The organism is Pseudomonas sp. TH21, from assembly GCF_016651025.1.
GTDB lineage: Bacteria > Pseudomonadota > Gammaproteobacteria > Pseudomonadales > Pseudomonadaceae > Aquipseudomonas > Aquipseudomonas aylmerensis.
Genome location: NZ_JAEKEQ010000001.1, coordinates 2,311,791 through 2,331,378, shown reverse-complemented (window position 1 = coordinate 2,331,378; position 19,588 = coordinate 2,311,791). Strand labels below are relative to the sequence as shown.

The 19,588-nt window shown below is 62.9% G+C and carries 18 protein-coding genes and 1 pseudogene; 8 read left to right on the top strand and 11 right to left on the bottom strand.

Translation table 11 applies throughout. The annotated features are described in order from the left end of the window. Positions 1-89: 89 nt before the first annotated feature. From JFU04_RS10515 to JFU04_RS10495, 5 genes are read right to left on the bottom strand one after another with little or no spacing between them, the layout of a single operon-like run. A complete protein-coding gene (locus tag JFU04_RS10515; RefSeq protein ID WP_201144017.1) occupies positions 90-1,094 on the bottom strand; it encodes a substrate-binding domain-containing protein in 1,005 nt (334 codons plus the stop codon). A 37-nt stretch (positions 1,095-1,131) separates the two neighbouring features. Next, on the bottom strand, positions 1,132-1,995 hold the full coding sequence (locus tag JFU04_RS10510) for an SMP-30/gluconolactonase/LRE family protein (protein ID WP_201144016.1): 864 nt from the start codon (positions 1,993-1,995) through the stop codon (positions 1,132-1,134). A 20-nt stretch (positions 1,996-2,015) separates the two neighbouring features. Beyond that, the gene (locus JFU04_RS10505) at positions 2,016-3,596 is read right to left on the bottom strand and encodes an aldehyde dehydrogenase (NADP(+)) (protein WP_201144015.1); all 1,581 of its coding nucleotides are present in this window, start codon (positions 3,594-3,596) and stop codon (positions 2,016-2,018) included. A 10-nt stretch (positions 3,597-3,606) separates the two neighbouring features. Then, positions 3,607-4,596 (bottom strand): AraD1 family protein, encoded by a 990-nt coding sequence (gene araD1, locus JFU04_RS10500; protein WP_120448188.1) that lies wholly within the window; start codon positions 4,594-4,596, stop codon positions 3,607-3,609. A gap of 15 nt (positions 4,597-4,611) precedes the next feature. Further along, entirely contained in the window at positions 4,612-5,934 is a 1,323-nt protein-coding gene (locus tag JFU04_RS10495) for an MFS transporter (protein ID WP_120448187.1), read from the bottom strand. A gap of 192 nt (positions 5,935-6,126) precedes the next feature. Here JFU04_RS10495 and JFU04_RS10490 point away from each other — a divergent pair, with 192 nt between their 5' ends. The 6 genes from JFU04_RS10490 (at position 6,127) to JFU04_RS10465 (ending at position 13,424) form a co-directional block, all read left to right on the top strand. Then, positions 6,127-7,863, top strand: a complete 1,737-nt coding sequence (locus JFU04_RS10490; protein WP_106804410.1) for an IlvD/Edd family dehydratase — start codon at positions 6,127-6,129, stop codon at positions 7,861-7,863. 47 nt (positions 7,864-7,910) lie between these two features. After that, positions 7,911-8,633 carry a FadR/GntR family transcriptional regulator gene (locus JFU04_RS10485; RefSeq protein WP_065905797.1) on the top strand — a complete coding sequence of 241 codons (723 nt, stop codon included), beginning with the start codon at positions 7,911-7,913 and terminating at the stop codon, positions 8,631-8,633. A gap of 260 nt (positions 8,634-8,893) precedes the next feature. Further along, positions 8,894-10,264, top strand: a complete 1,371-nt coding sequence (locus tag JFU04_RS10480; protein WP_201144014.1) for an MFS transporter — start codon at positions 8,894-8,896, stop codon at positions 10,262-10,264. Between the two features lie 56 nt (positions 10,265-10,320). Continuing rightward, positions 10,321-11,286 carry a LysR family transcriptional regulator gene (locus JFU04_RS10475; protein ID WP_242485889.1) on the top strand — a complete coding sequence of 322 codons (966 nt, stop codon included), beginning with the start codon at positions 10,321-10,323 and terminating at the stop codon, positions 11,284-11,286. Beyond that, entirely contained in the window at positions 11,273-12,685 is a 1,413-nt protein-coding gene (locus JFU04_RS10470; RefSeq protein WP_201144012.1) for an aspartate ammonia-lyase, read from the top strand. The genes JFU04_RS10475 and JFU04_RS10470 overlap by 14 nt, the downstream gene beginning before the upstream one ends. A 61-nt stretch (positions 12,686-12,746) precedes the next feature. Next, complete coding sequence (locus tag JFU04_RS10465; protein WP_201144011.1) at positions 12,747-13,424, top strand: SOS response-associated peptidase; 678 nt, start codon at positions 12,747-12,749, stop codon at positions 13,422-13,424. 10 nt (positions 13,425-13,434) lie between these two features. On the opposite strand, the gene JFU04_RS10460 is transcribed toward JFU04_RS10465, so the two are convergent. Next, positions 13,435-14,526, bottom strand: coding sequence for an NADH:flavin oxidoreductase/NADH oxidase (locus JFU04_RS10460; protein WP_201144010.1), 1,092 nt, complete (start codon positions 14,524-14,526; stop codon positions 13,435-13,437). 90 nt (positions 14,527-14,616) lie between these two features. On the opposite strand from JFU04_RS10460, the gene JFU04_RS10455 reads away from it, so the two are divergent. Next, the gene (locus JFU04_RS10455; protein WP_242485888.1) at positions 14,617-14,916 is read left to right on the top strand and encodes an ArsR/SmtB family transcription factor; all 300 of its coding nucleotides are present in this window, start codon (positions 14,617-14,619) and stop codon (positions 14,914-14,916) included. A gap of 8 nt (positions 14,917-14,924) precedes the next feature. Here the strand turns inward: JFU04_RS10455 and JFU04_RS10450 are convergent, their stop codons facing one another. The 5 genes and pseudogenes from JFU04_RS10450 to JFU04_RS10430 form a co-directional block, all read right to left on the bottom strand. Further along, positions 14,925-15,386, bottom strand: coding sequence for a metallophosphoesterase family protein (locus JFU04_RS10450; protein WP_201144008.1), 462 nt, complete (start codon positions 15,384-15,386; stop codon positions 14,925-14,927). A 7-nt stretch (positions 15,387-15,393) separates the two neighbouring features. Then, positions 15,394-16,147: pseudogene (locus tag JFU04_RS10445) on the bottom strand (Fic/DOC family protein). Next, positions 16,144-16,407, bottom strand: coding sequence for a hypothetical protein (locus JFU04_RS10440; protein WP_201144007.1), 264 nt, complete (start codon positions 16,405-16,407; stop codon positions 16,144-16,146). Before JFU04_RS10440 ends, JFU04_RS10445 begins: the two are co-directional and overlap by 4 nt. 122 nt (positions 16,408-16,529) lie before the next feature. Beyond that, complete coding sequence (locus JFU04_RS10435) at positions 16,530-17,558, bottom strand: GGDEF domain-containing protein (RefSeq protein ID WP_201144006.1); 1,029 nt, start codon at positions 17,556-17,558, stop codon at positions 16,530-16,532. Further along, on the bottom strand, positions 17,543-18,421 hold the full coding sequence (locus JFU04_RS10430; RefSeq protein ID WP_201144005.1) for a hypothetical protein: 879 nt from the start codon (positions 18,419-18,421) through the stop codon (positions 17,543-17,545). The genes JFU04_RS10435 and JFU04_RS10430 overlap by 16 nt, the downstream gene beginning before the upstream one ends. A 261-nt stretch (positions 18,422-18,682) precedes the next feature. Here JFU04_RS10430 and JFU04_RS10425 point away from each other — a divergent pair, with 261 nt between their 5' ends. Continuing rightward, positions 18,683-19,573: a bestrophin family protein gene (locus JFU04_RS10425; protein WP_065905778.1), complete on the top strand. Its 891-nt coding sequence runs from the start codon at positions 18,683-18,685 to the stop codon at positions 19,571-19,573. Positions 19,574-19,588: the final 15 nt, after the last annotated feature.

Sequence of the window (19,588 nt, the reverse complement as noted above, 5' to 3'; positions counted from 1 at the left end):
GCCGGCTCGCGAAAGCGTGGTGTCAGTCACCCACGCCTTCGCAAGCCAGCCCGCTGCCACTGTTGATCGTCACACGGTGCCGCCCAGCCTCAGTTCCACAAGCCGATTTTTTCCAGCTCCTGCTTGAAGTTCTCGCGGGTGATCAGGGTCACCTCGTCCATCGCGGTGTACTTCGGCGGCTCGGTGCCTTTGGTCACCCACTCGTACATCATCAGCGCAGTGTTGTAGCCCTCAATGTGCGGGCTGGGCAGCATCGAGCCGAAGAAACCGCTCTCGGCCTTCTTAAGTTCACCGATGGCGTCGGTGCCATTGATGCCGATGCCGATCACGTTGGCGGCCTTGAAGCCAGCGCTTTCGGTGGCGCGTACGCCGCCAAGCACGGTGTTGTCGTTCATGCCGCCGATGATCAGGTTTTTCGCACCGCCAGGCAGCTTGACCAGGGCCGAGTTGGTGGCGTCCATGCTGCCTGGGACGTCGAGGGTCTTGGCCGCGGTGAACAGGATGTGATCCTTGGGCATGCCGGCATCTTCAAGAGACTTGACCGAGCCGTCGGTGCGCTTCTTGCCGGTGTCGAGTTCATTGAAGGTGTTGATCACCGCATAGGTGTCCTTCCAGTCCCAGCCGCGTTTTTTCGCCTCGGCGGCCATGGCCGCACCCTGCTTCTGGCCGACTTCGAAGGCCGCCATGCCGAGGTACGGCACGTCCTCCATGAAGTTGCCCTTGGCATCGACAAAGCGGTCATCCACGGCAATCACTTTCAGGCCATTGGCCTTGGCCTTGGCGACGATGGCCGGGCCCAGTGATACGTCCGGCGGGCAGATCACAAAGCCCTTGGCGCCGTTGGCCGCCAGGCTGTCGATGGCCGACAGGGTTTTCTCGCCATCGGGCACGGCGATCTTGATCACGGTGAAGCCGTGTTCCTTGCCGGCTTTTCCGGCGAAGGCCCATTCGGTCTGGAACCACGGCTCTTCAGCCTGCTTGACCAGAAAACCGATCTTCACCTCTTCAGCGGCCAGCAACAGCCCGCTCAAGCTCAGGGCCGAGACCGCCACAGCGGCGCAGCACAGGGAACGCAAACCACGACGACGATTCATACGGTGACTCCTTGTTGTTGTTTTTGAATGTCTGGGGTTAACCGGCAAAGCGGTGACAGGGCTTGCCTGGCACGTCGACCTCGATGGCGAGTACCGCGCCATCGAGGGGATGATCCAAGGGGCTGGCGGCGCTGGTGATGTAAAGCGTGGTCAGGTCGGGGCCACCGAACACGCAACTGGTCGGGCGGCTGACGGGCAGCTCGATGACGCGGTCCACCTGCCCGTCCGGCGTCAGGCGCAGCAGGCAGCTGCCGTCCCAGCGGGCGTTCCAGAGATAGCCTTCGACGTCCATCGCCGAGCCGTCAGGCCCACCACGCGCGTGCGGGCCGAACCACACCTGGCCCGGGTCGAGTTGGCCATCGGCCTGGATCGCGTGCCGGTACAGGGTGCCGTCCATGCTGTCGCCAAAATGCACCTGGCGACCGTCGTCGCTCCACAGCAAGGTGTTGGGAATACCCAGGCCGTGCAGCAGCGGCGTGACCTGCCCATCGGCGTCGATGCGAAACAGGCCACCGGAGCGACGGGTGATCGGCAGGTCTTCACCCTGCTCGCCGATATTGTTCTGCATGGTGCCCAGCCAGAGCCGGCCCAGGGCATCACAGCGCGCTTCATTGCCACGGTTGCCCGCCTGCGGGTCGGCCACGCACAGCAGGGTCAGGGCCTCGGTGGCCAGGTCGAGGCGATAGACCCCACTGCTCAAGGTCACCAGCGCATCGCCGCGTTCACACGGGATAAAGGCCGAGACATGCTCGGGCAACTGCCACACCTGCAGCTGCCCGCCCATCAGGCGCAGGGCCTGTTTGCCGGCGATGTTGACCCAATACAGCGCCTGGCTCGGTGCATCCCAGAACGGCGCTTCGCCCAATTGCGCACGGTGCGCGGTCACTGCGCTCAACGACATGAAACCTCCTGATCAGGGTTTTACAGCGACTCGCGTGATGGCGTGCCATCCACCAAGCGCTGGATACGCAACGGGTTGGCGTTTTTCAACGCGTCGGGCAGCAGGCTATCAGGGTAGTTCTGGAAGCACACCGGGCGCAGGAAACGCTCGATGGCCAAGGTGCCGACCGAGGTGCCCCGCGCGTCCGAAGTCGCCGGGTACGGGCCGCCGTGCACCATCGAATCGCAGACTTCGACGCCGGTCGGGTAGCCGTTGAGCAGGATGCGGCCGACCTTCTGTTCCAGCAACGGCGTGAGTTCGGCGAACTGTTGCAGGTCGTGCGGCTCGCCAATGATCGTCGCGGTGAGCTGGCCGTGCAGGCCTTGCAGGGCGGCGCTGAGTTGGGCCTGGTCCGCGACTTCGACGAACACCGTGGTGGGGCCGAATACCTCTTCCTGCAGCACTTCGTCACCGTCAATCAGCAGGCGCACATCAGCCTTGAACAACTGCGGCTGGGCCTGATTGCCCGCCTGGGCACTGCCGGCCAGGTGCTGGATGCCGGGGTGCGCCAGGAGCTTGGCCAGGCCGTTGCCGTAACTGCTCAAGGTGCCGGCGTTGAGCATGGTTTGCGCCGGCTGAGCGTCGATCAATTGCGCGACCTGCTGGGTGAACGCGGTGAATGCGGGCGAAGCAATGCCAATCACCAGGCCCGGATTGGTGCAGAACTGGCCGCAGCCTTGCACCACCGAGGCGGTCAGGTCGCGGGCGATGCTGTCCGCCCTCGCGTGCAACGCCTGCGGGAGCACGATTACCGGGTTGATGCTCGACATCTCGGCAAACACCGGGATCGGCTGCGGGCGCGCGGCCGCCATATCACACAAGGCGCGCCCGCCCTTGAGCGAGCCGGTAAAGCCCACCGCCTGGATTGCCGGGTGCTTGACCAGTGCTTCACCGACGCCGCCGCCGAAGATCATATTGAACACCCCCGCCGGCATCTCGGTGGCCTCGGCCGCGCGGAGGATGGCATCGGCGACGCGCTCGGCCGTCGCCATATGCCCGCTGTGGGCCTTGAACACCACCGGGCATCCCGCCGCCAAAGCCGCGGCGGTGTCACCGCCTGCGGTGGAAAACGCCAGGGGGAAATTGCTCGCGCCAAACACTGCCACCGGGCCCAGGCCGATGCGGTACTGGCGCAAATCCGGGCGCGGCAAAGGCTGGCGCTGCGGCAAGGCCTTGTCGATACGCGCGCCGTAGAAATCGCCGCGACGCAGCACGGTGGCGAACAGGCGCATCTGCCCGCTGGTCCGCCCGCGTTCGCCGTTGATCCGCGCAGCGGGCAATGCCGTTTCACGGCACACCAGCGCCACAAAGTCATCGCCCAACGCGTCCAGTTCGTCGGCCACCGCCTCCAGGAACTGCGCGCGGCGCGCGGCACTCAACCCACGGTACGCCGGGTAAGCGGCCGCAGCGGCCTTGGCGGCGGCGTCGACTTCCTGCGGCGTGGCCTGGTAGAAATCCTGCAGCAAGGCTTCGCCGGTGGTTGCATCCAGGCTTTGCAGCGTGATGCTGCCGAGGGCGCTGCGCTGGCCGCCGATGTAGTTGTGGCCGAGGAACAGGGTCATGAAACTCTCCTTAAAGACTGATGACGTGGCCGGGTTCGAATGCCGCGTCGGCGCTGCCGACACTGTTGACCAGCGGCGCGCCGAACTCGGCCTGGCTGATCTCGAACACATCGCCCGGTTGGGTACGTATACCGTCGGCGAATGACAGCGTGGCGGTGCCGAAGAAATGAATGTGCACATCGCCTGGCGTGAGGAATTGACGGTATTTGAAGTGGTGATATTCAAGATTGTCGAGGCTGTGGCACATATTCGCTTCGCCACTGAGGAATTCGTTCTGCCAGATCACCTCGCCGTCGCGCAGCAGGCGACTGGTGCCCGCCAGGTGCTGGGGCAACTCGCCCACGCGCAGCTCGGGACCGAAGCTGCAACTGCGCAGCTTGGAATGGGCCAGGTACAGGTAGTTCTTGCGCTCCATCACGTGGTCGGAGAACTCGTTGCCCACCGCAAACCCCAGGCGATAAGGCTTGCGGTCCGGGCCGATCACGTAGAGGCCGCCGATTTCCGGCTCTTCGCCGGCGTCGTCGGCAAACGGCGGCACCGGGAATGCCTGGCCGGGGCGCACGACAATGCTGCCGTCGCCCTTGTAGAACCACTCCGGCTGCACGCCCACCTCGCCGGCCGCTGGCTTGCCGCCCTCCACGCCCCATTTGAAGATGCGCATGGTGTCGGTCAAGGTGCTCTCGTCGCCGGCCTGGTGCATCTTGTCGCGCGCGGCGGCGCTGCCCAGGTGAGTCAGGCCGGTGCCGCTGATCAGCATGTGCGCGGGATCGGGATGATCCAGTGGCGGCAAAATCTTCAGGTCGGCCAGCAGTGTGGCGTAGTCGTAACGCTCACCCAGGCCCAGGCTATCCACCTGTTGCGCCAGGCCCACGCCAGCGTCGATGGCGGCCAGCGCCACCTCACGCACGCTGCGCGCGGTATTCACTTCGCGCACGTTGGCGCCTTCCACCACGCCGACCCGGCGCTCACCGTTGTGCAACTCGAACTGGACTAAACGCATGAAGCTTCTCCTCGATTAAGTACGTGTGGCGCCACGCGCACTGGCGGCAAACTGGTCGGCGGGCAGCGCATGCTTGCGCTCCAGCACGCGGTAGACCACGCCGGTCAAGACCAGCCCGAACACCATCACCGCGGACAAAAAGTACAGGCCCGACGCCAGGTTGCCGGTGTACTCCTTGAGCGCGCCGATCACGAATGGGCCGATGTAGCCGCCGAGGTTGCCCACGGAGTTGATCAAGGCAATCCCCGCCGCTGCACTCGCGCCGGCGAAAAAGCGCCCCGGCAAGGTCCAGAACACCGCCGTGCAGGAAAACAGCGCGAATGCCGCCAGGCTCAGCGCCGCCATTTGCAGCACCGGCGCACTCAGCCAGGCGCTGCAGAACAAACCGATGGCACCGAGCACGTAGAGCACCGCCAGGTGGCCGTAGCGGTCGTTCAGGCGGTCGGAACTGCGCGGGATGATCAGCAGGCCGATGATCCCGAAAATGTACGGCACCGCCGAGATGAAACCGGTGACCAGGTCGCTGCCGCCGAACTGCTTGATCAGGGTTGGCAGCCACAGGCCCAGGCCATAGATGCTCAGGGTTACCGGCAGGTAGAACAGCGCCAGCAGCAACACGCGTTTGTCCTTGAGCGCGTGCAGCGGGTTGCCATGGCGGGTCTGGCCGTAGGCTTGGAGGTCCTTGGCCAGTTCACCGGTGAGCCAGGTTTTTTCCTCCTCGCTCATCCACTTGACCTGCTGGGGGCCGTCCGGCAAGTAGCGCAACACCGGCCAGGTGAGCAGGATCGCCGGGGTGCCGATCACTATGAACAGCCACTGCCAGCCGTGCAGGCCGAGGATGCCGTCCATGCCCAGCAGGCCGCCGGACACCGGGCCGGTGATCATCATCGCAATCGGCTGGGACAGGATGAACAGCCCGAGGATCTTGCCGCGATGGCGCACCGGGAACCACTGGGTGATGTAGTACAGCACGCCCGGAAAGAACCCCGCCTCCGCCGCGCCGAGCAGGAAACGCATCACATAGAAACTGTGCGGGCCTTGCACGAACGCCATGCCGATGGTGATTGCGCCCCAGGTGATCATGATCCGTGCGAACCAGCGCCGCGCACCGAAGCGGTCGAGCATCAGGTTGCTGGGAATCTCGAACAGGAAGTAGCCAATGAAGAACAACCCCGCGCCCAGGCCATAGGCGGCGTCACCGATGCCGACGTCGGCGCCCATGTGCAACTTGGCGAAGCCCACGGCGGAACGGTCCACGTAGGCGATCAGGTACAGCAGGATCAGGAAGGGAATCAGTTTCAGCGTGATGCGCCGAATAAGCCGCAGCTCCTGGCTCATGGGGGTCGATCTCCGATTGTTGTTTTTATAGAAGCTCGGGGGACGCCTCTCGCGAAAATCCGCCAGGGCCATACCTCAGTTGGACCGACTATATAGTATGACTATTTGCAAAACAACACTTCCAAAGCTGGGTCTTTGCGCTTATGTTTAAGCCAGCCTAGAACATATAGTCATACAATAAGAGAATCGATCATGCCTGACAAAAAGCCCGGCCTACGCTCTGCCCAGTGGTTTGGTACCGCCGACAAAAACGGCTTCATGTACCGCAGCTGGATGAAGAACCAGGGCATCGCCGACCATCAGTTCCATGGCAAGCCGATCATTGGCATCTGCAACACCTGGTCGGAGCTGACGCCGTGCAACGCGCACTTCCGCCAGATCGCCGAGCACGTCAAACGCGGCGTGATCGAGGCCGGTGGCTTCCCGGTGGAATTCCCGGTGTTCTCCAACGGCGAATCGAACCTGCGCCCCACGGCCATGCTCACCCGCAACCTGGCGAGCATGGACGTGGAGGAAGCGATTCGCGGCAACCCCATCGACGGCGTGGTGCTGCTGACCGGCTGCGACAAGACCACCCCCGCCCTGCTGATGGGCGCCGCCAGTTGCGACGTGCCGGCCATCGTGGTCACCGGCGGTCCGATGCTCAACGGCAAGCACAAGGGCCAGGACATCGGCTCGGGCACGGTGGTGTGGCAGCTCAGCGAACAGGTCAAGGCCGGCACCATTACCCTGGATGATTTCCTCGCAGCCGAGGGCGGCATGTCGCGGTCGGCGGGCACCTGCAACACCATGGGCACCGCGTCGACCATGGCCTGCATGGCCGAGGCGCTGGGCACGTCGCTGCCGCACAACGCGGCGATTCCGGCGGTGGATGCGCGCCGCTATGTGCTCGCGCATATGTCCGGCATGCGCGCGGTGGAGATGGTGCGCGAAGACTTGAAGCTGTCGAAGATCCTCACCAAGGCAGCGTTTGAAAACGCCATTCGCGTCAACGCGGCCATCGGCGGCTCGACCAACGCGGTGATCCACCTCAAGGCCATCGCCGGGCGCATCGGCGTCGAGCTTGACCTGGATGACTGGACCCGCATGGGCCGGGGCGTGCCGACCATCGTCGACCTGCAGCCGTCCGGGCGGTTCCTGATGGAGGAGTTCTACTACGCCGGCGGCCTGCCCGCGGTGCTGCGCCGCCTGGGCGAAGCCAACCTGATCCCGCACCCGAACGCGCTGACCGTCAACGGCAAGTCCCTCGGTGAAAACACCAAGGACTCGCCGATCTACGGCCAGGACGAAGTGATCCGCACCCTCGACAACCCGATCCGCGCGGACGGCGGCATCTGCGTGCTGCGCGGCAACCTGGCGCCCCTCGGTGCGGTGCTCAAGCCGTCGGCGGCGAGCCCCGAGCTGATGCAGCACCGGGGTCGCGCGGTGGTGTTCGAGAACTTCGACATGTACAAGGCGCGCATCAACGATCCAGAGCTGGAGGTGGATGCCAACTCGATCCTGGTCATGAAAAACTGCGGGCCCAAGGGTTATCCGGGCATGGCCGAGGTCGGCAACATGGGCCTGCCGGCCAAGCTGCTGGCCCAGGGCGTGACCGACATGGTGCGGATTTCCGATGCGCGCATGAGCGGCACCGCCTACGGCACGGTGGTGTTGCACGTTGCGCCGGAAGCCGCTGCCGGCGGGCCACTGGCCACGGTGCAGGAAGGCGACTGGATCGAACTCGATTGCGCCAACGGCCGCCTGCACCTGGACATCCCCGATGCCGAGCTGGCGGCGCGCATGGCGGACCTGGCGCCGCCGCAGAAGCTGATCGTCGGCGGCTATCGCCAGCTGTACATCGACCATGTGCTGCAGGCTGACCAGGGTTGCGACTTTGACTTCCTGGTGGGCTGCCGAGGTGCGGAAGTCCCCCGGCATTCCCACTAATTGGGATGCTATGATGCCGCCTATTTAGCCAGAGCATCTTCCCAGTTATGGATCACCAGCCGTCCAAGCCGCGCAAGAGCATGCATGCCCAGATCGTCCAGGACTTGGGCATGCACATCGTTTCCGGTCGCTTCAAGCCCGAAGAACGGCTGCCCATGGAAGCCACGCTCTGCGAGGAATACAAGGTCAGCCGGTCGGTCTTGCGTGAGGCGACCCGCGTGCTCAGCGCCAAGGGCCTGGTGTATTCCAAGCCACGGGTCGGCGCAGTGGTGCGGCCGCGGCTGAAATGGCACCTGCTCGACCCGGATGTGCTGTCCTGGCTGATGCAGACCACGCCGCACAGTGAGTTCTTCAACACCCTGGCGGGCGTGCGGCGCATTCTCGAACCGGAAATCGCCGCCATGGCCGCGACCACCGCCACCGCTGAAGACATCGCCACCATCGAAAAAGCCTACCGGGGCATGGAAACTGCGCAGACCCACGAACAGCTGCTGCAGGCAGATCTGGACTTCCACCGCGCCATCGCCGACGCCACCCGCAACGACCTGCTCGCCTACATGTGCAACATGCTCTCGCTGCCGCTGCGCGAGTCGATCAACATCACCAACCGCCGCCCGGACATCCAAGGCCTGAGCCTGCCCCGGCACAAGGCGATTCTTACCGCGATCCAGAACCGCGACGCACTTGGCGCGCGGCATGCCTCGCTGGTGCAACTGGATGACACCCGTGTGGCGCTGGACACGGTCATGAATGTGCTGACCCCGCTTTAACCCCCCTCTCCGGATACCGCGCGCGCCCCAACGAGGGCGCGAGCGATCTGCGCCCTTTTTACCTGGCCAAAAGCCCCCCCGCTCGTGCGCGCCGCCAACGCCGCGCAGGCCAGAGTTTCAAGAATCCCGGCGCCCAGTATCAGCTATCGTGATACTCATCAAGCGTCTGCTGATTTCGTGAAGTGACCGCCCTAGACTCCTGCTCAACCGATGCCCAGGCACCGGATCCCACACCTATAAAAATGCAAGGGGAGAGACGAATGAGTGGTCAAGTAGCGTTCGAAGACCTTCCGCTGAGCCGCTTCCATATCCGAACGGTGTTCAGCGGCACGGGCGGTCAGTTCAGTGACGGGTTCGTGCTGGGTATCATCGGCATCGCCGTGAGCATGGCGGCGGGGCCGCTGCAGTTGACGGCGCTCTGGATGGGCTTGCTCGGCGCCGCTTCGCTGGCGGGGCTGTTCCTGGGCAGCCTGTGCGCCGGGCCGATTGCTGACAGGTTCGGCCGACGCACGATTTTCGCCTGGGACATGCTGCTGTTCGCGGTGATTTCCGCTTCGCAGTTCTTCGTCACGTCCCCCGAGCAATTGCTCGCGCTGCGCCTGTTGCTCGGCCTGGTGCTGGGGTTCGACTATGTCGTGAGCAAGTCCCTGGTGACCGAATTCGCCCCCCGCCGCTACCGTGGGCGCTTGCTCAGCGTCCTGGCGGCGGCCTGGGCGGCGGGTTATGTGGCGGCCTACCTGGTCGGGTTTGCGATCCGCGATATCGGCCCGGATGCCTGGCGCCTGATGCTCGCCCTCAGTGGCGTCCCCGCCTTGCTGATCCTGCCGCTGCGCCTGGGCGTGCCGGAATCGCCCATCTGGCTGATGGCGCGTGGGCGCAGCGAGGAAGCCCTGGCGATTGTGCGCAGCAAGTTCGGGCCACACGTCTACCTGCCCGCTCCGGCTGCCCAGGCCAACACGTCCGGACAACAAAGCCGCTGGGGCGAGTTGTTCAGCCGACGCTGGCGCAAGAACACCCTGGTCGGTTGCGTGTTCTACACCTGCCAGGTGATTCCGTTCTTCGCCCTGGGCACCTTCGCCCCCAAGGTGCTGGAAGCACTGAATGTGCAGGACAAATTTGCCGGCGGCCTGGTCTACAACGTGCTGTTGCTGGTCGGTGCCCTGCTCGGCCTGCTGGTCATCGACCGCCTGTCGCGCCGGGTCTTCCTGGTCGGCACCTTCTACCTCAGCGCAGCCGGCCTGGCGGTGCTTGCCTACGCCGGCTTCGGCCCACTGGGCACCATCCTCGCCTTCGGCTTTTTTGCCTGCGTGATGGCGGCCGCGGTGAACCTGGAATTTGTCTACCCGCCGGAATTGTTCCCCACCCACCTGCGCGCCTCGGGGATCGGCCTGGCCGTGGCCGCCAGCCGCTTCGGCTCGGCGGTGGCGACCTTCCTGCTGCCCGTCGCGGTGCAGCAAGTCGGCGTGCACGCGGCGCTGGGAGTGTGCGTCGGCGTGCTGGTCGTCGGCGGCGTGTTCTGCCATTTGTTTGCACCGGAAACCAGCAAGGAAGACTTGTCGGGCGTCACGCCCGATACCGACCCAGGGTTATCGCCGGCGCTGTCCACACCCGTGGGGCGTACGCCGAAGTAACCGTTGAAGCGCGTCAGCGAGCGAGGATGAAGATGTCAGCGAACAGGCTTATCGACATGTATGCGGTCCAGGTGTTCATCGCGGTGGCCGAGGAAGGCAGCATGTCGGGCGCTGCAACGCGCATGGGCATTTCCCAGTCCGGGGTGTCGCAGATGGTGCGCCAGCTGGAAGACGAACTGGGCGTGGTGCTGGTCGACCGCACCACCCGCCCGCTGGCCCTGACCGCGTTCGGCGTGGCCTTGCGCAATCGCGGCTCGGTGTTGAGCGAGGAGTTGTCCCACCTCAAGGCCCAGGTGATCGACGCCGGGCGCGGCGTCAATCCGGACCTGCGCATCGGCCTGGTGGACTCCTTCGCCGCCACCTGCGGTTCGGTGTTCACCCGGCAATTGCTCGGCAAGGTGGCGCAGCTGTCGATTCGCACCGGGCTCAGCCCGCAGCAAGGCGAGTCCCTGCTGCGCCGCGACCTCGACCTGATCGTCACCAGCGACCCGCTGATGGACGCCAACGACGTGATTCGCTACCGGCTGTTTTCAGAGAAGTACTTTGTGATCACGCCCAACCAGCTGCGCAGCGAGATCAACTCGATCGAGGATGTGCGCGCGCTGGCCAACGTGCTGCCGGTGGTGCGCTTCAACCGCATGTCCCAGGTGGGCCTGCAGATCGAGCGCCACCTGCGCAGCCTGAATGTGCGGGTGCCCAACCGCCTGGAACTGGATAACGCCGATGCGTTGACCTCGATGGTCGCCGAGGGCATCGGCTGGGCGGTGACCAGCCCGATGTGTTTTCTGCAGGCCGCTTCGTGGGTGGACAAAGTGACCGCGCACCTCACCCCGGACCTGCACCTGGAGCGCTCGCTGTACCTGGTGGCGCGACGTGATGAATACAGCGCCTTTTTCGCCGATGCCTGCGAAACGGCGCGCAATGTGATCCTCCATTCCTTCCTGCCCAGGCTCAAGACCCTGGGCACAGGGGTGGAGGCGTTAATTCAAATAGAAGAAGGTGATGCTCGTGAGTACTTTTGATGCTGCCGCTGCACGACTGGAAACCGATTACGTCGGTGAGGTGCACATTCCCGCAGGCAAGTTGTATGGGGTCAACTCGGTACGCGGGTTCGACAACCTCAGCGTGTCACCGTTGACCATCGCCCACTACACGGCGTTTCGCGACGCCTTTGCCCAGTGCAAGTGGGCAGCCGCCCTGGCCAATCGCGGCTGCGGCGTTATTGCCCAGCCGCAGTGCGAGGCGATTGTGCAGGCCTGTGGCGAAGTGATCGCCGGCCGCTGCGATGACTCGCTGATCGTCGATCTGCTGGAAGGCTCCGGCGGCACCTCCACCAACATGAACTTCAACGAAGTCATCGCCAATCGCGCGCAGCAGTTGCTGGGGCACGCGGCGGGTTCATACGAGGTGGTGCACCCCAACGATCACGTCAATGCCTCGCAATCGACCAATGATGTCTACCCGGCGGCCCTGAAGATCGCCACCCACGCGATGCTCGGGCCGCTGATCGATGAAGTGGCCCAGTTGGCCGCCCGCTTCGACCAGAAAGCCGAGCAATTTGCCGATGTCCTGCACCTGGGCCGCACCTGCCTGCAGGACGCCCAGCCGATGCGCCTGGGCCAGCTGTTTTCCGGGTATGCCGCCCTCACCCATCGCCTCGGTGCGGAGCTGGCGGCCGTGCGTGAAAAACTGCGGACCCTGCCTCTGGGCGGCACCGCCATTGGCACCGGGTTCGGCGCGCCGGCGGCGTATCGCGCGTCGGTCTATCAGCATCTGGTGCAGATCACGGGCATCGAGTACCAGGCCCCGGAGAATGCCTTCGATGCCATGCAGAACATGGATGTATTTTCGCGGGTCTCCGCCGAGCTGCGCACGTGTTCGGCATCCTTGGCCAAGATCGCTTCGGACCTGACCCTGCTATCGTCCGGGCCGGTGGGCGGGATCGGCGAATTGAAACTGCCCGAGGCCCAGGCCGGCTCCTCGATCATGCCCGGCAAGGTCAACCCGGTACTGCCGATGGCGATGATCCAACTGAGCTTTGCAGTGATCGGCAACGATGCGGCGGTGGCGCAGGCGGTGCAGGCGGGCCAGCTGGAGATCAACCACTATGAGCCGCTGGTGGCGTCCCGCGTGTTCGACAGCATTGCGCTGCTGACCCAGGGCATCCAGCGGTTTCGCGAAAAGTGCATCAACGGGATCACCGCCGATACGTCGCGCAACGAGCAGCACCTGACCGCGTCGATGGCCGTCGCCACCGCCTTGGTGCCGCAGCTGGGCTACGCCCGCGTCAGCCAGCTGGCACGCCAATCGGTGGCACAGGGGCGTTCACTGCTGTCGATCCTGGAAGCGTCCGGGCTGATGAGCCAGGCCGAGGCCATGGCCGCAATCGAGCGCTCCTCGCGGCCGGTGTTCGAGGCCTGACACCCGTTGGGCCGTTACACCGTCAGCGTCTACGCTCAAGGCTTAGCCGGAGGGTTCAGCCATGTGCGGACGATTGACGCAGTACCGGGGCATTCATGACTTTGTCGCGGCCTTGAGCATGCCCAATGCCTGGGTCGATAACGCAGGCGACCAGGCGCGCTACAACGTCGCGCCGTCGACGCCGGTTGCGCTGTTGCACCTAGAGCAGGATGTGCTGCACGCCGATCGGGTGCGCTGGGGCTGGCGCCCGCATTGGGCCAGGGACCGTGCGGCGCCCATCAATGCCCGCGTGGAAAAAGTCGCCCAGGGGGCTTTCTTCCGCGCGATCTGGCCGCACCGCGCCATTGTGCCGGTAGACAACTGGTTTGAATGGGTGGACGAAGGCGGCCCGAAAAAGCAGCCCTACCTGATCCGTCGCCGGGACGGCGCGCCGGTGTTGTGCGCCGCCATCGGCCAACTGCCCGACGCCGATGAAGGCGCGGGCGAGCACGACGGGTTTGTGATCATCACCGCTGACAGCGCCGGCGGCATGGTCGACATTCACGACCGGCGGCCGGTGGTGCTCAATCCGGCGCTGGCGCGTGAATGGCTCGACCCGGCAACGCCGCGAGCGCGTGCCGAGCAGTTGCTGTTGTTCCAGGGCGAACCCAGCGAAGTGTTTGAATGGTTCAAGGTCGGCACTGCGGTGGGCAATACACGCAACGACTGGCCCGGCTTGATTGAGCCCGTCGCCGGCTAGGCGGTTCGCCTCAGCGATAGCGTTCCAGCCAATGCGCGTAAGGCGCAGGCAAGGTCCAGGACGACTTCTCCACGCCCAGTTCCTTGGCGGCAAAGTAGGCCCAATGGGGATCAGCCAGGTGTGCTCGGCCGACCGACACCAGGTCCAACTGGCCGGCCTGCAATGCGCCGTCTGCCAGTTGCGGGGTGCCAAAGCCCCAGGCCGAGGTCACCGGGATACCGGCTTCGCGGCGGACGCGCTCGGCGATCGGGCCCATGAACGCAGGCCCCCACGGGATGTTGGCGTCGGGGGTCGAGAAGCCCACGCTGACGCTCAGAAGGTCCAGGCCACCGGCCTTGAAACGACGGGCCAGTTCGATGGACTCGGTAAGGGTCTGTTCGTCGCGGCCGTCGTATTCGATCACACCGAAACGCGCGGTCAGCGGCAGGTTTTCCGGCCAGACTTCACGCACCGCCGCGAGGGTTTCCAGGAGGAAACGGCTGCGGTTGTCGAAGCTGCCACCGTAGGCGTCGGTACGCTGGTTGGAGTGCTCGGAGAAGAAGCTCTGGCCCAGGTAACCGTGGGCGAAGTGCAGTTCGATCCATTCAAAGCCAGCGTCACGGGCACGGCGCGCGGCGTCGACGAAGTCCTGGCGCACCCGGGCGATGTCGTCCAGGGTCATGGCGCGTGGGACCTGGGGCAGGTTGGCACCGAACGCGATGGCCGACGGCGCGATGGTTTCCCAGCTGCGGGCATCGGAAGCCGGGATGTGGTCATCGCCTTCCCATGGGCGGTTGGCGCTGGCCTTGCGGCCGGCGTGGCCGATCTGGATGCCCGGCACGGAACCGGCGGCCTTGATGGCCTTGACCATCGGCACGAAAGCCTCGGCGTGGGCGTCGCTCCACAGGCCGGCGCAGCCGGGGGTGATGCGGCCTTCCGGCGCGACTGCCGTGGCTTCGACCACCAACAGGCCGGCACCGCCACGGGCCATGCTGGCCAGGTGCACGTGGTGCCAGTCATTGACGATGCCGTCTTCGGCCATGTACTGGCACATCGGCGGAATGGCGATGCGATTGCGCAGGGTGACGTCTTTGAGGGTGTAGGGTTCGAACAAGGCGGACATGGGGGACTCCAGGAGCGAGTGAGTGATTCGATAGTTCGATGGTAATCGAACTATGGTATTCGATGATACCCCCCTGTTATGCTTCGTTTCATGCGAGCCTTTAAACACCCCACCCTTGAAGACCTGACACTCGAGCGCCTGCTCTACGCGCTGAGTGATCCGGTGCGCCTGGAGATTGTCCGCTGCCTGGCCGGCGTGCCCGAGGCCAGTTGCGGCGAACTGGACGGCGGGCGTCCCAAGTCCAGCATGTCCCACCACTTCCGGGTCCTGCGCGATGCCGGCCTGGTACACACCCGCAGCGTGGGCACTACCCATATGAATTCATTGCGCGGCGAGGTGCTTGAGGAACGGTTTCCGGGATTGTTGCAGAGCATCCTGACGCAACGATAAAAGCCGGCTCAGTCCAGCAGCGCGATCAGCCGCGACTCGATCGTCAGCTCCTGCACCTCCAGCACCGCCAACGTCACCGGCAACTTGAAGCGCCGCCGCCCTGCACTGCCGGGGTTCACATACAGCGTTGCGCCCCGCCATTCGATCAGGGGCTTGTGCGAATGGCCGGTGATCACCAGCCGCGTAGGCGTGTCGAGTAAGGCGGGTACGTCGGCGATGTCATGCACCACCAACGTCCGCCATCCGTCCACATCCAGCAGCAGATGGTCGGGCACCTGCTCCGCCCACGCCGCGTCCTGGTCATTGTTGCCACGCACCACGTGCAGGGGTGCGATCTGTGCCAACTGCTCAAGAATCTCAGGGCTGCCAATATCGCCGGCATGGATGATCTGCTCGCATCCCTGCAAGGCCGCCACCGCTTCAGGCCGCAGCAGGCCATGGGTATCGGAAATCACGCCAACTCTGGACATCGTGGTCCTATTTTTTGGATGAAGGCGCAGCGAGCGATTGCGCTCTGTAGGTTGTGTAAATCTTTTGAACCTCAGGATTATCAAGGCTTTCGTAGGTAATCCTTTCCTTATCAAGCCCATCCAAACCTTTTAGACCACCTATCATTCCTGGCCATTCGTCACGATGTGCAATATCGACCACGAAGGGTTGCAGGTAATCATTCAGATGCCCTTTAAACGGCTCTTTGATTTCCGCACTGAGTGCCCGGAGGTAATCATCCTTGTTGGTTTTTGACCATTCAATGGCGAACTTGGCTCGATAACAAAGTTCCATGAAAACCAGCAGAATCGTGCGCCCATTGCCATCGAGAAAAGGATGCGCGAATGCCAACTGGCCCATGACGTCACCAGGGCGCTCCCTGAAGCGCTTCTTGTTCGACGCCAGCTCAAATGCATAGTCGACGGAGAGTTTGATCGATGCCGGATGCTCAAACGGGGTATGGTGTGGATCGTCTTGAGAACCTTTGAAAACGGCAAGATGTGGAACAAGCTCAGTTCGATCCTTACCCGCCCAGTGATAAAAATCAGAGAACAGGAGCTCGTGCACTTTGAGCACGGACGAGTAATCGATACTTTTTTTGGGCCAAGTACCGAAGCGCGTCTTCCATGCTCAGTTCGAACGATAGATGCTCTGACTCTTTTACTTCGATGGGATCTTTAAGCTGTAGAGCATTTTGAAGGTACCCAGCGGTCTCAAAATCGCCGAATGGATCAAAATTCATGCGCTTAACTTCTTCTTGGAGCGCCGCTTCTCTTGGAGATAGCTGCCCTGAAGCGCCAGGGTTTCCGATTTGCTCAGAACACCCTTCCTCTTGAGATTGACCAACAACTGCTCCACACCATCCAACTCGACCACATCGCCAGCCAGGCTAGTAATCGCAGCAGCCATTCGGCTTATGCCATCACGCTCAGCTGTAACATGATGAGCCCTGGCCAGGCGGCGCACGTGGCTGGCAATACTGATATCGGCTGTTTTAGTCATCTGAAATCCCTCAATTAGCTTCCAGAGCATAGCATGGTGCCCTCCTTCCACCTCAACCGAAGCGCACGCCACTTAAACGTTTCTGGTTCAGGGCGAACCTTCCCCGCAAGCCGGCGTCCGAGCTAAGGCACTCCATGGCAGACCGGCGCGCCATCCAAATACACGCGGTCCTTGCCGTTGCCCTTGGCGGCGTAGAGATTGCGGTCGGCACGCTTGAGGACCGCCGACATATCGTCCCCAGCCGTAAAACGCGTCATGCCCGCACTGCAGGTGTAGTGATGGGGCGGTGCGACACTGTAGCGAATCCCATGCAATAGCCGCAGCGCAAAATCGCTGGCGACATCAGAGTCATCGCCCACCAGCAGCACGCCAAATTCCTCACCGCCAATCCTGCCGAAACTGTGGCTGCCGGGGGTGGATTTCAGGCACGCGGCCATCGCGCAGAGAATCCTGTCGCCGACGTCATGGCCGAACTGGTCATTCTTCAACTTGAAACTGTCGATATCCAACATCATGAAGTAACCGGTATCACCGGCCTCAATCAGTTTGGCGAAACTCTCCATAAAGGCTCGCCGGTTCAGGATGGAGGTCAAATAATCCGTCTCGGCCAATTCCCGAAACTCACTCTCGACCAGTAACACGGAGCGCAGGTTTTTCAGGTAATAGACATTCAAGATAAAGCCGATCGCCACCGACGCGGCGCAAAAGATAACCACGTAGCTATCGACGCCTTCATAGAGGCTCAGTTGAATGCTGGGCCACGTCAGCAACCAGACCACAGCGGCGCAGAACAGAAAATCCTGGACCACGATAAACAGGATTGCGCTGCTCATCACCAAGGTCACGGCCAGCGGCAAGGCGAACACCTGCAACGCGGGGCGGGTGTGAACCACATAGGCAAAACCTGCGGTCAGCAGCACCATGTAGGCCACGCCCAGCGCCCGCCACAGCACATACTGAGTCACCACCCGGTGGACCCCATACACCGCGCACAGACCCATCGTGACCAGCGCGACCGGCCAGCCGAACATCTCTGCGCGATCAACCAGCAACACCGCCAGCCAGGCGAAAATCCCGATCAGTTCGGCCTGGGCAATGGCGGGCGACAACAGCCTTTGCATCCGTGGCCTGAGTTTCACATTAGCTGGCATCCCGTCACTCCCTGTGCATGAGTGGCCGCTTTGTTATCGACATGACTCAGTTGAAGACTGTGCAGGCAGGTCGCAAACGAATAAGCCATGAACCGCCTTACCAACACGATAAAAGGTGGCAGGACTTCAAGCAGTGTCTTGGAATGAACCTTGAAATAGCCCCGGTCGGCCCCCTCTTGCACCAGACGAATAACGTGGGTCTTGGACACCGAGAGTTGCTCAGCGATGGAAAGGTACGACGAAGACCTGAAACTTGCCCCTTGATAATCCAGCGCACACGCATCGTTATAGATCGCCAGCATCAACATATGCCCGGCATCGCGCTTTACCAGCCAGTAACAGTCGGGCATCAACAGGTCAATGGTCACGTTATGGCTCAGAAGGACCGAAAACCCTTTGAAATAACGTGCCAGATAGGCGCGATCATCCAACCCGTTCATTGAGCCGCACACTGCGGTTTCCGGGCACATCACGCCCAGCGGCTCGACCACCGACGTGAGCATCTGCCTGACCTCCTCGCAGGCTTGGGATGACGGGCTGAATACCCGCAAACGGCTGTCATCCGCATGCCTGGACACCGTCATGAACCCCAGCGCCCGGAACAGCAGAAAGATCGACTCCAGGCTGTTTCTGGAACAGAACCCACGCGCCATACAAAACTCTTTCACCTCGGACAGCAATGGCACCGGTTTGGAGAAATACGTGCTCAGTAACGTAAAGGACACCATCAAGCGACTGAACTTGAGTGCGGTCTTGTAGAAAAAGGGTCTTTTTGAATAGCACTCCAGCAAGATCGAATAATGGGTACGAATACACGCTTCAAAATCCACATGGCGCTCGAACGCCCGCGCCGACTGTTCCATCGCCAACTTCAACGAACCACTGCACATGAGAAAGAGCCCTGATCAAACAACTTGGATTCACTGATCTCAATTGCAGCACCGATAATGGCGTTTTGCCTTGGGCGCAATCTATCGTGATTAGCGCAGGGGACACCGTCGCTACCAAAATTGTTCCAAAAAGACCCCGATGGCTTAACCGTTTCAGTCGCTGCGGCGAACCTTCCCCGTAAGCCGGCGTCCGAGCTAAGGCACTGTCGCCGACCGCCGCCGCGAGGTTCTCGTTTGAAAGCCGCCATCATCAAAAAGTACCGCCTGATCATCAAGACCATGGGCTACGTGGGCTGGGCCCTGTTCTGGCTGTTGCTGTGGGACGTTGCCGTCACCGTGGACTTCATGCTGTTCCTGACCACCAAGATCAACCTGCCGCTGATGCCGCTGACGCTGCTGGGTTCGGCGCTGGTGGTGCTGATCAGTTTTCGTAACAGCAGCGCCTACAACCGCTGGTGGGAAGCCCGCACGTTGTGGGGGGCGATGGTCAACAATTCGCGCAGTTTCGCCCGCCAGGTGCTGACCCTGCTGGACGACCCCGACGGCGAAGTGAACCCGGTCAAGGCCACGCTGTTGCGTCGCCATGTGGCTTACGTGAACTGCCTGGCCGCGCACCTCAAGGGCGAGCCGTGCCCTGAAGAAGTGCGCGCGTTTATCCCCTCCGAAGAGTTCGCGCGCAACGGCGCCACCAACAATTTTGCCAATGACATCCTGACCGGCTCGGCGGCGCTGCTGGCCAGGGAATACAAGACCGGGCACCTGGACAGCATCCGCCTGGCGCGGCTGGAATCGACCCTGGTGGACTTGTCTAACGCCCAGGGCGGCATGGAACGGATCGCCAACACGCCCCTGCCCTACCCCTACGTGTATTTTCCGCGCCTGTTTATCTCGCTGTTCTGCCTGATCGTGCCGGTGGGCCTGGTCGAATCCCTGGGCTGGTTCACACCGCTGGCCTCCACGGTGGTGGGCTTCATGCTGCTGGCCATCGAGCGCATCGGCACCGACCTGCAAAGCCCGTTCAACTCCAGCGAGCACCAGATCCAGATGGAAACCATCTGCGAAACCATCGAGAAAAACCTGCAGTCCATGCAGCGTGATGCGCTGGGTGGCGACCGGATCGGTTGACCGCCCACTTCGGCC

Coding starts and splice junctions, on each gene's coding strand:
- JFU04_RS10515 (WP_201144017.1), bottom strand. CDS start 1,094: ATGAATCGTCGTCGTGGTTTGCGTTCCCTGTGCTGCGCCGCTGTGGCG.
- JFU04_RS10510 (WP_201144016.1), bottom strand. CDS start 1,995: ATGTCGTTGAGCGCAGTGACCGCGCACCGTGCGCAATTGGGCGAAGCG.
- JFU04_RS10505 (WP_201144015.1), bottom strand. CDS start 3,596: ATGACCCTGTTCCTCGGCCACAACTACATCGGCGGCCAGCGCAGCGCC.
- araD1 (WP_120448188.1), bottom strand. CDS start 4,596: ATGCGTTTAGTCCAGTTCGAGTTGCACAACGGTGAGCGCCGGGTCGGC.
- JFU04_RS10495 (WP_120448187.1), bottom strand. CDS start 5,934: ATGAGCCAGGAGCTGCGGCTTATTCGGCGCATCACGCTGAAACTGATT.
- JFU04_RS10490 (WP_106804410.1), top strand. CDS start 6,127: ATGCCTGACAAAAAGCCCGGCCTACGCTCTGCCCAGTGGTTTGGTACC.
- JFU04_RS10485 (WP_065905797.1), top strand. CDS start 7,911: ATGGATCACCAGCCGTCCAAGCCGCGCAAGAGCATGCATGCCCAGATC.
- JFU04_RS10480 (WP_201144014.1), top strand. CDS start 8,894: ATGAGTGGTCAAGTAGCGTTCGAAGACCTTCCGCTGAGCCGCTTCCAT.
- JFU04_RS10475 (WP_242485889.1), top strand. CDS start 10,321: ATGTATGCGGTCCAGGTGTTCATCGCGGTGGCCGAGGAAGGCAGCATG.
- JFU04_RS10465 (WP_201144011.1), top strand. CDS start 12,747: ATGTGCGGACGATTGACGCAGTACCGGGGCATTCATGACTTTGTCGCG.
- JFU04_RS10460 (WP_201144010.1), bottom strand. CDS start 14,526: ATGTCCGCCTTGTTCGAACCCTACACCCTCAAAGACGTCACCCTGCGC.
- JFU04_RS10455 (WP_242485888.1), top strand. CDS start 14,617: ATGCGAGCCTTTAAACACCCCACCCTTGAAGACCTGACACTCGAGCGC.
- JFU04_RS10450 (WP_201144008.1), bottom strand. CDS start 15,386: ATGTCCAGAGTTGGCGTGATTTCCGATACCCATGGCCTGCTGCGGCCT.
- JFU04_RS10440 (WP_201144007.1), bottom strand. CDS start 16,407: ATGACTAAAACAGCCGATATCAGTATTGCCAGCCACGTGCGCCGCCTG.
- JFU04_RS10435 (WP_201144006.1), bottom strand. CDS start 17,558: ATGCCAGCTAATGTGAAACTCAGGCCACGGATGCAAAGGCTGTTGTCG.
- JFU04_RS10430 (WP_201144005.1), bottom strand. CDS start 18,421: ATGGAACAGTCGGCGCGGGCGTTCGAGCGCCATGTGGATTTTGAAGCG.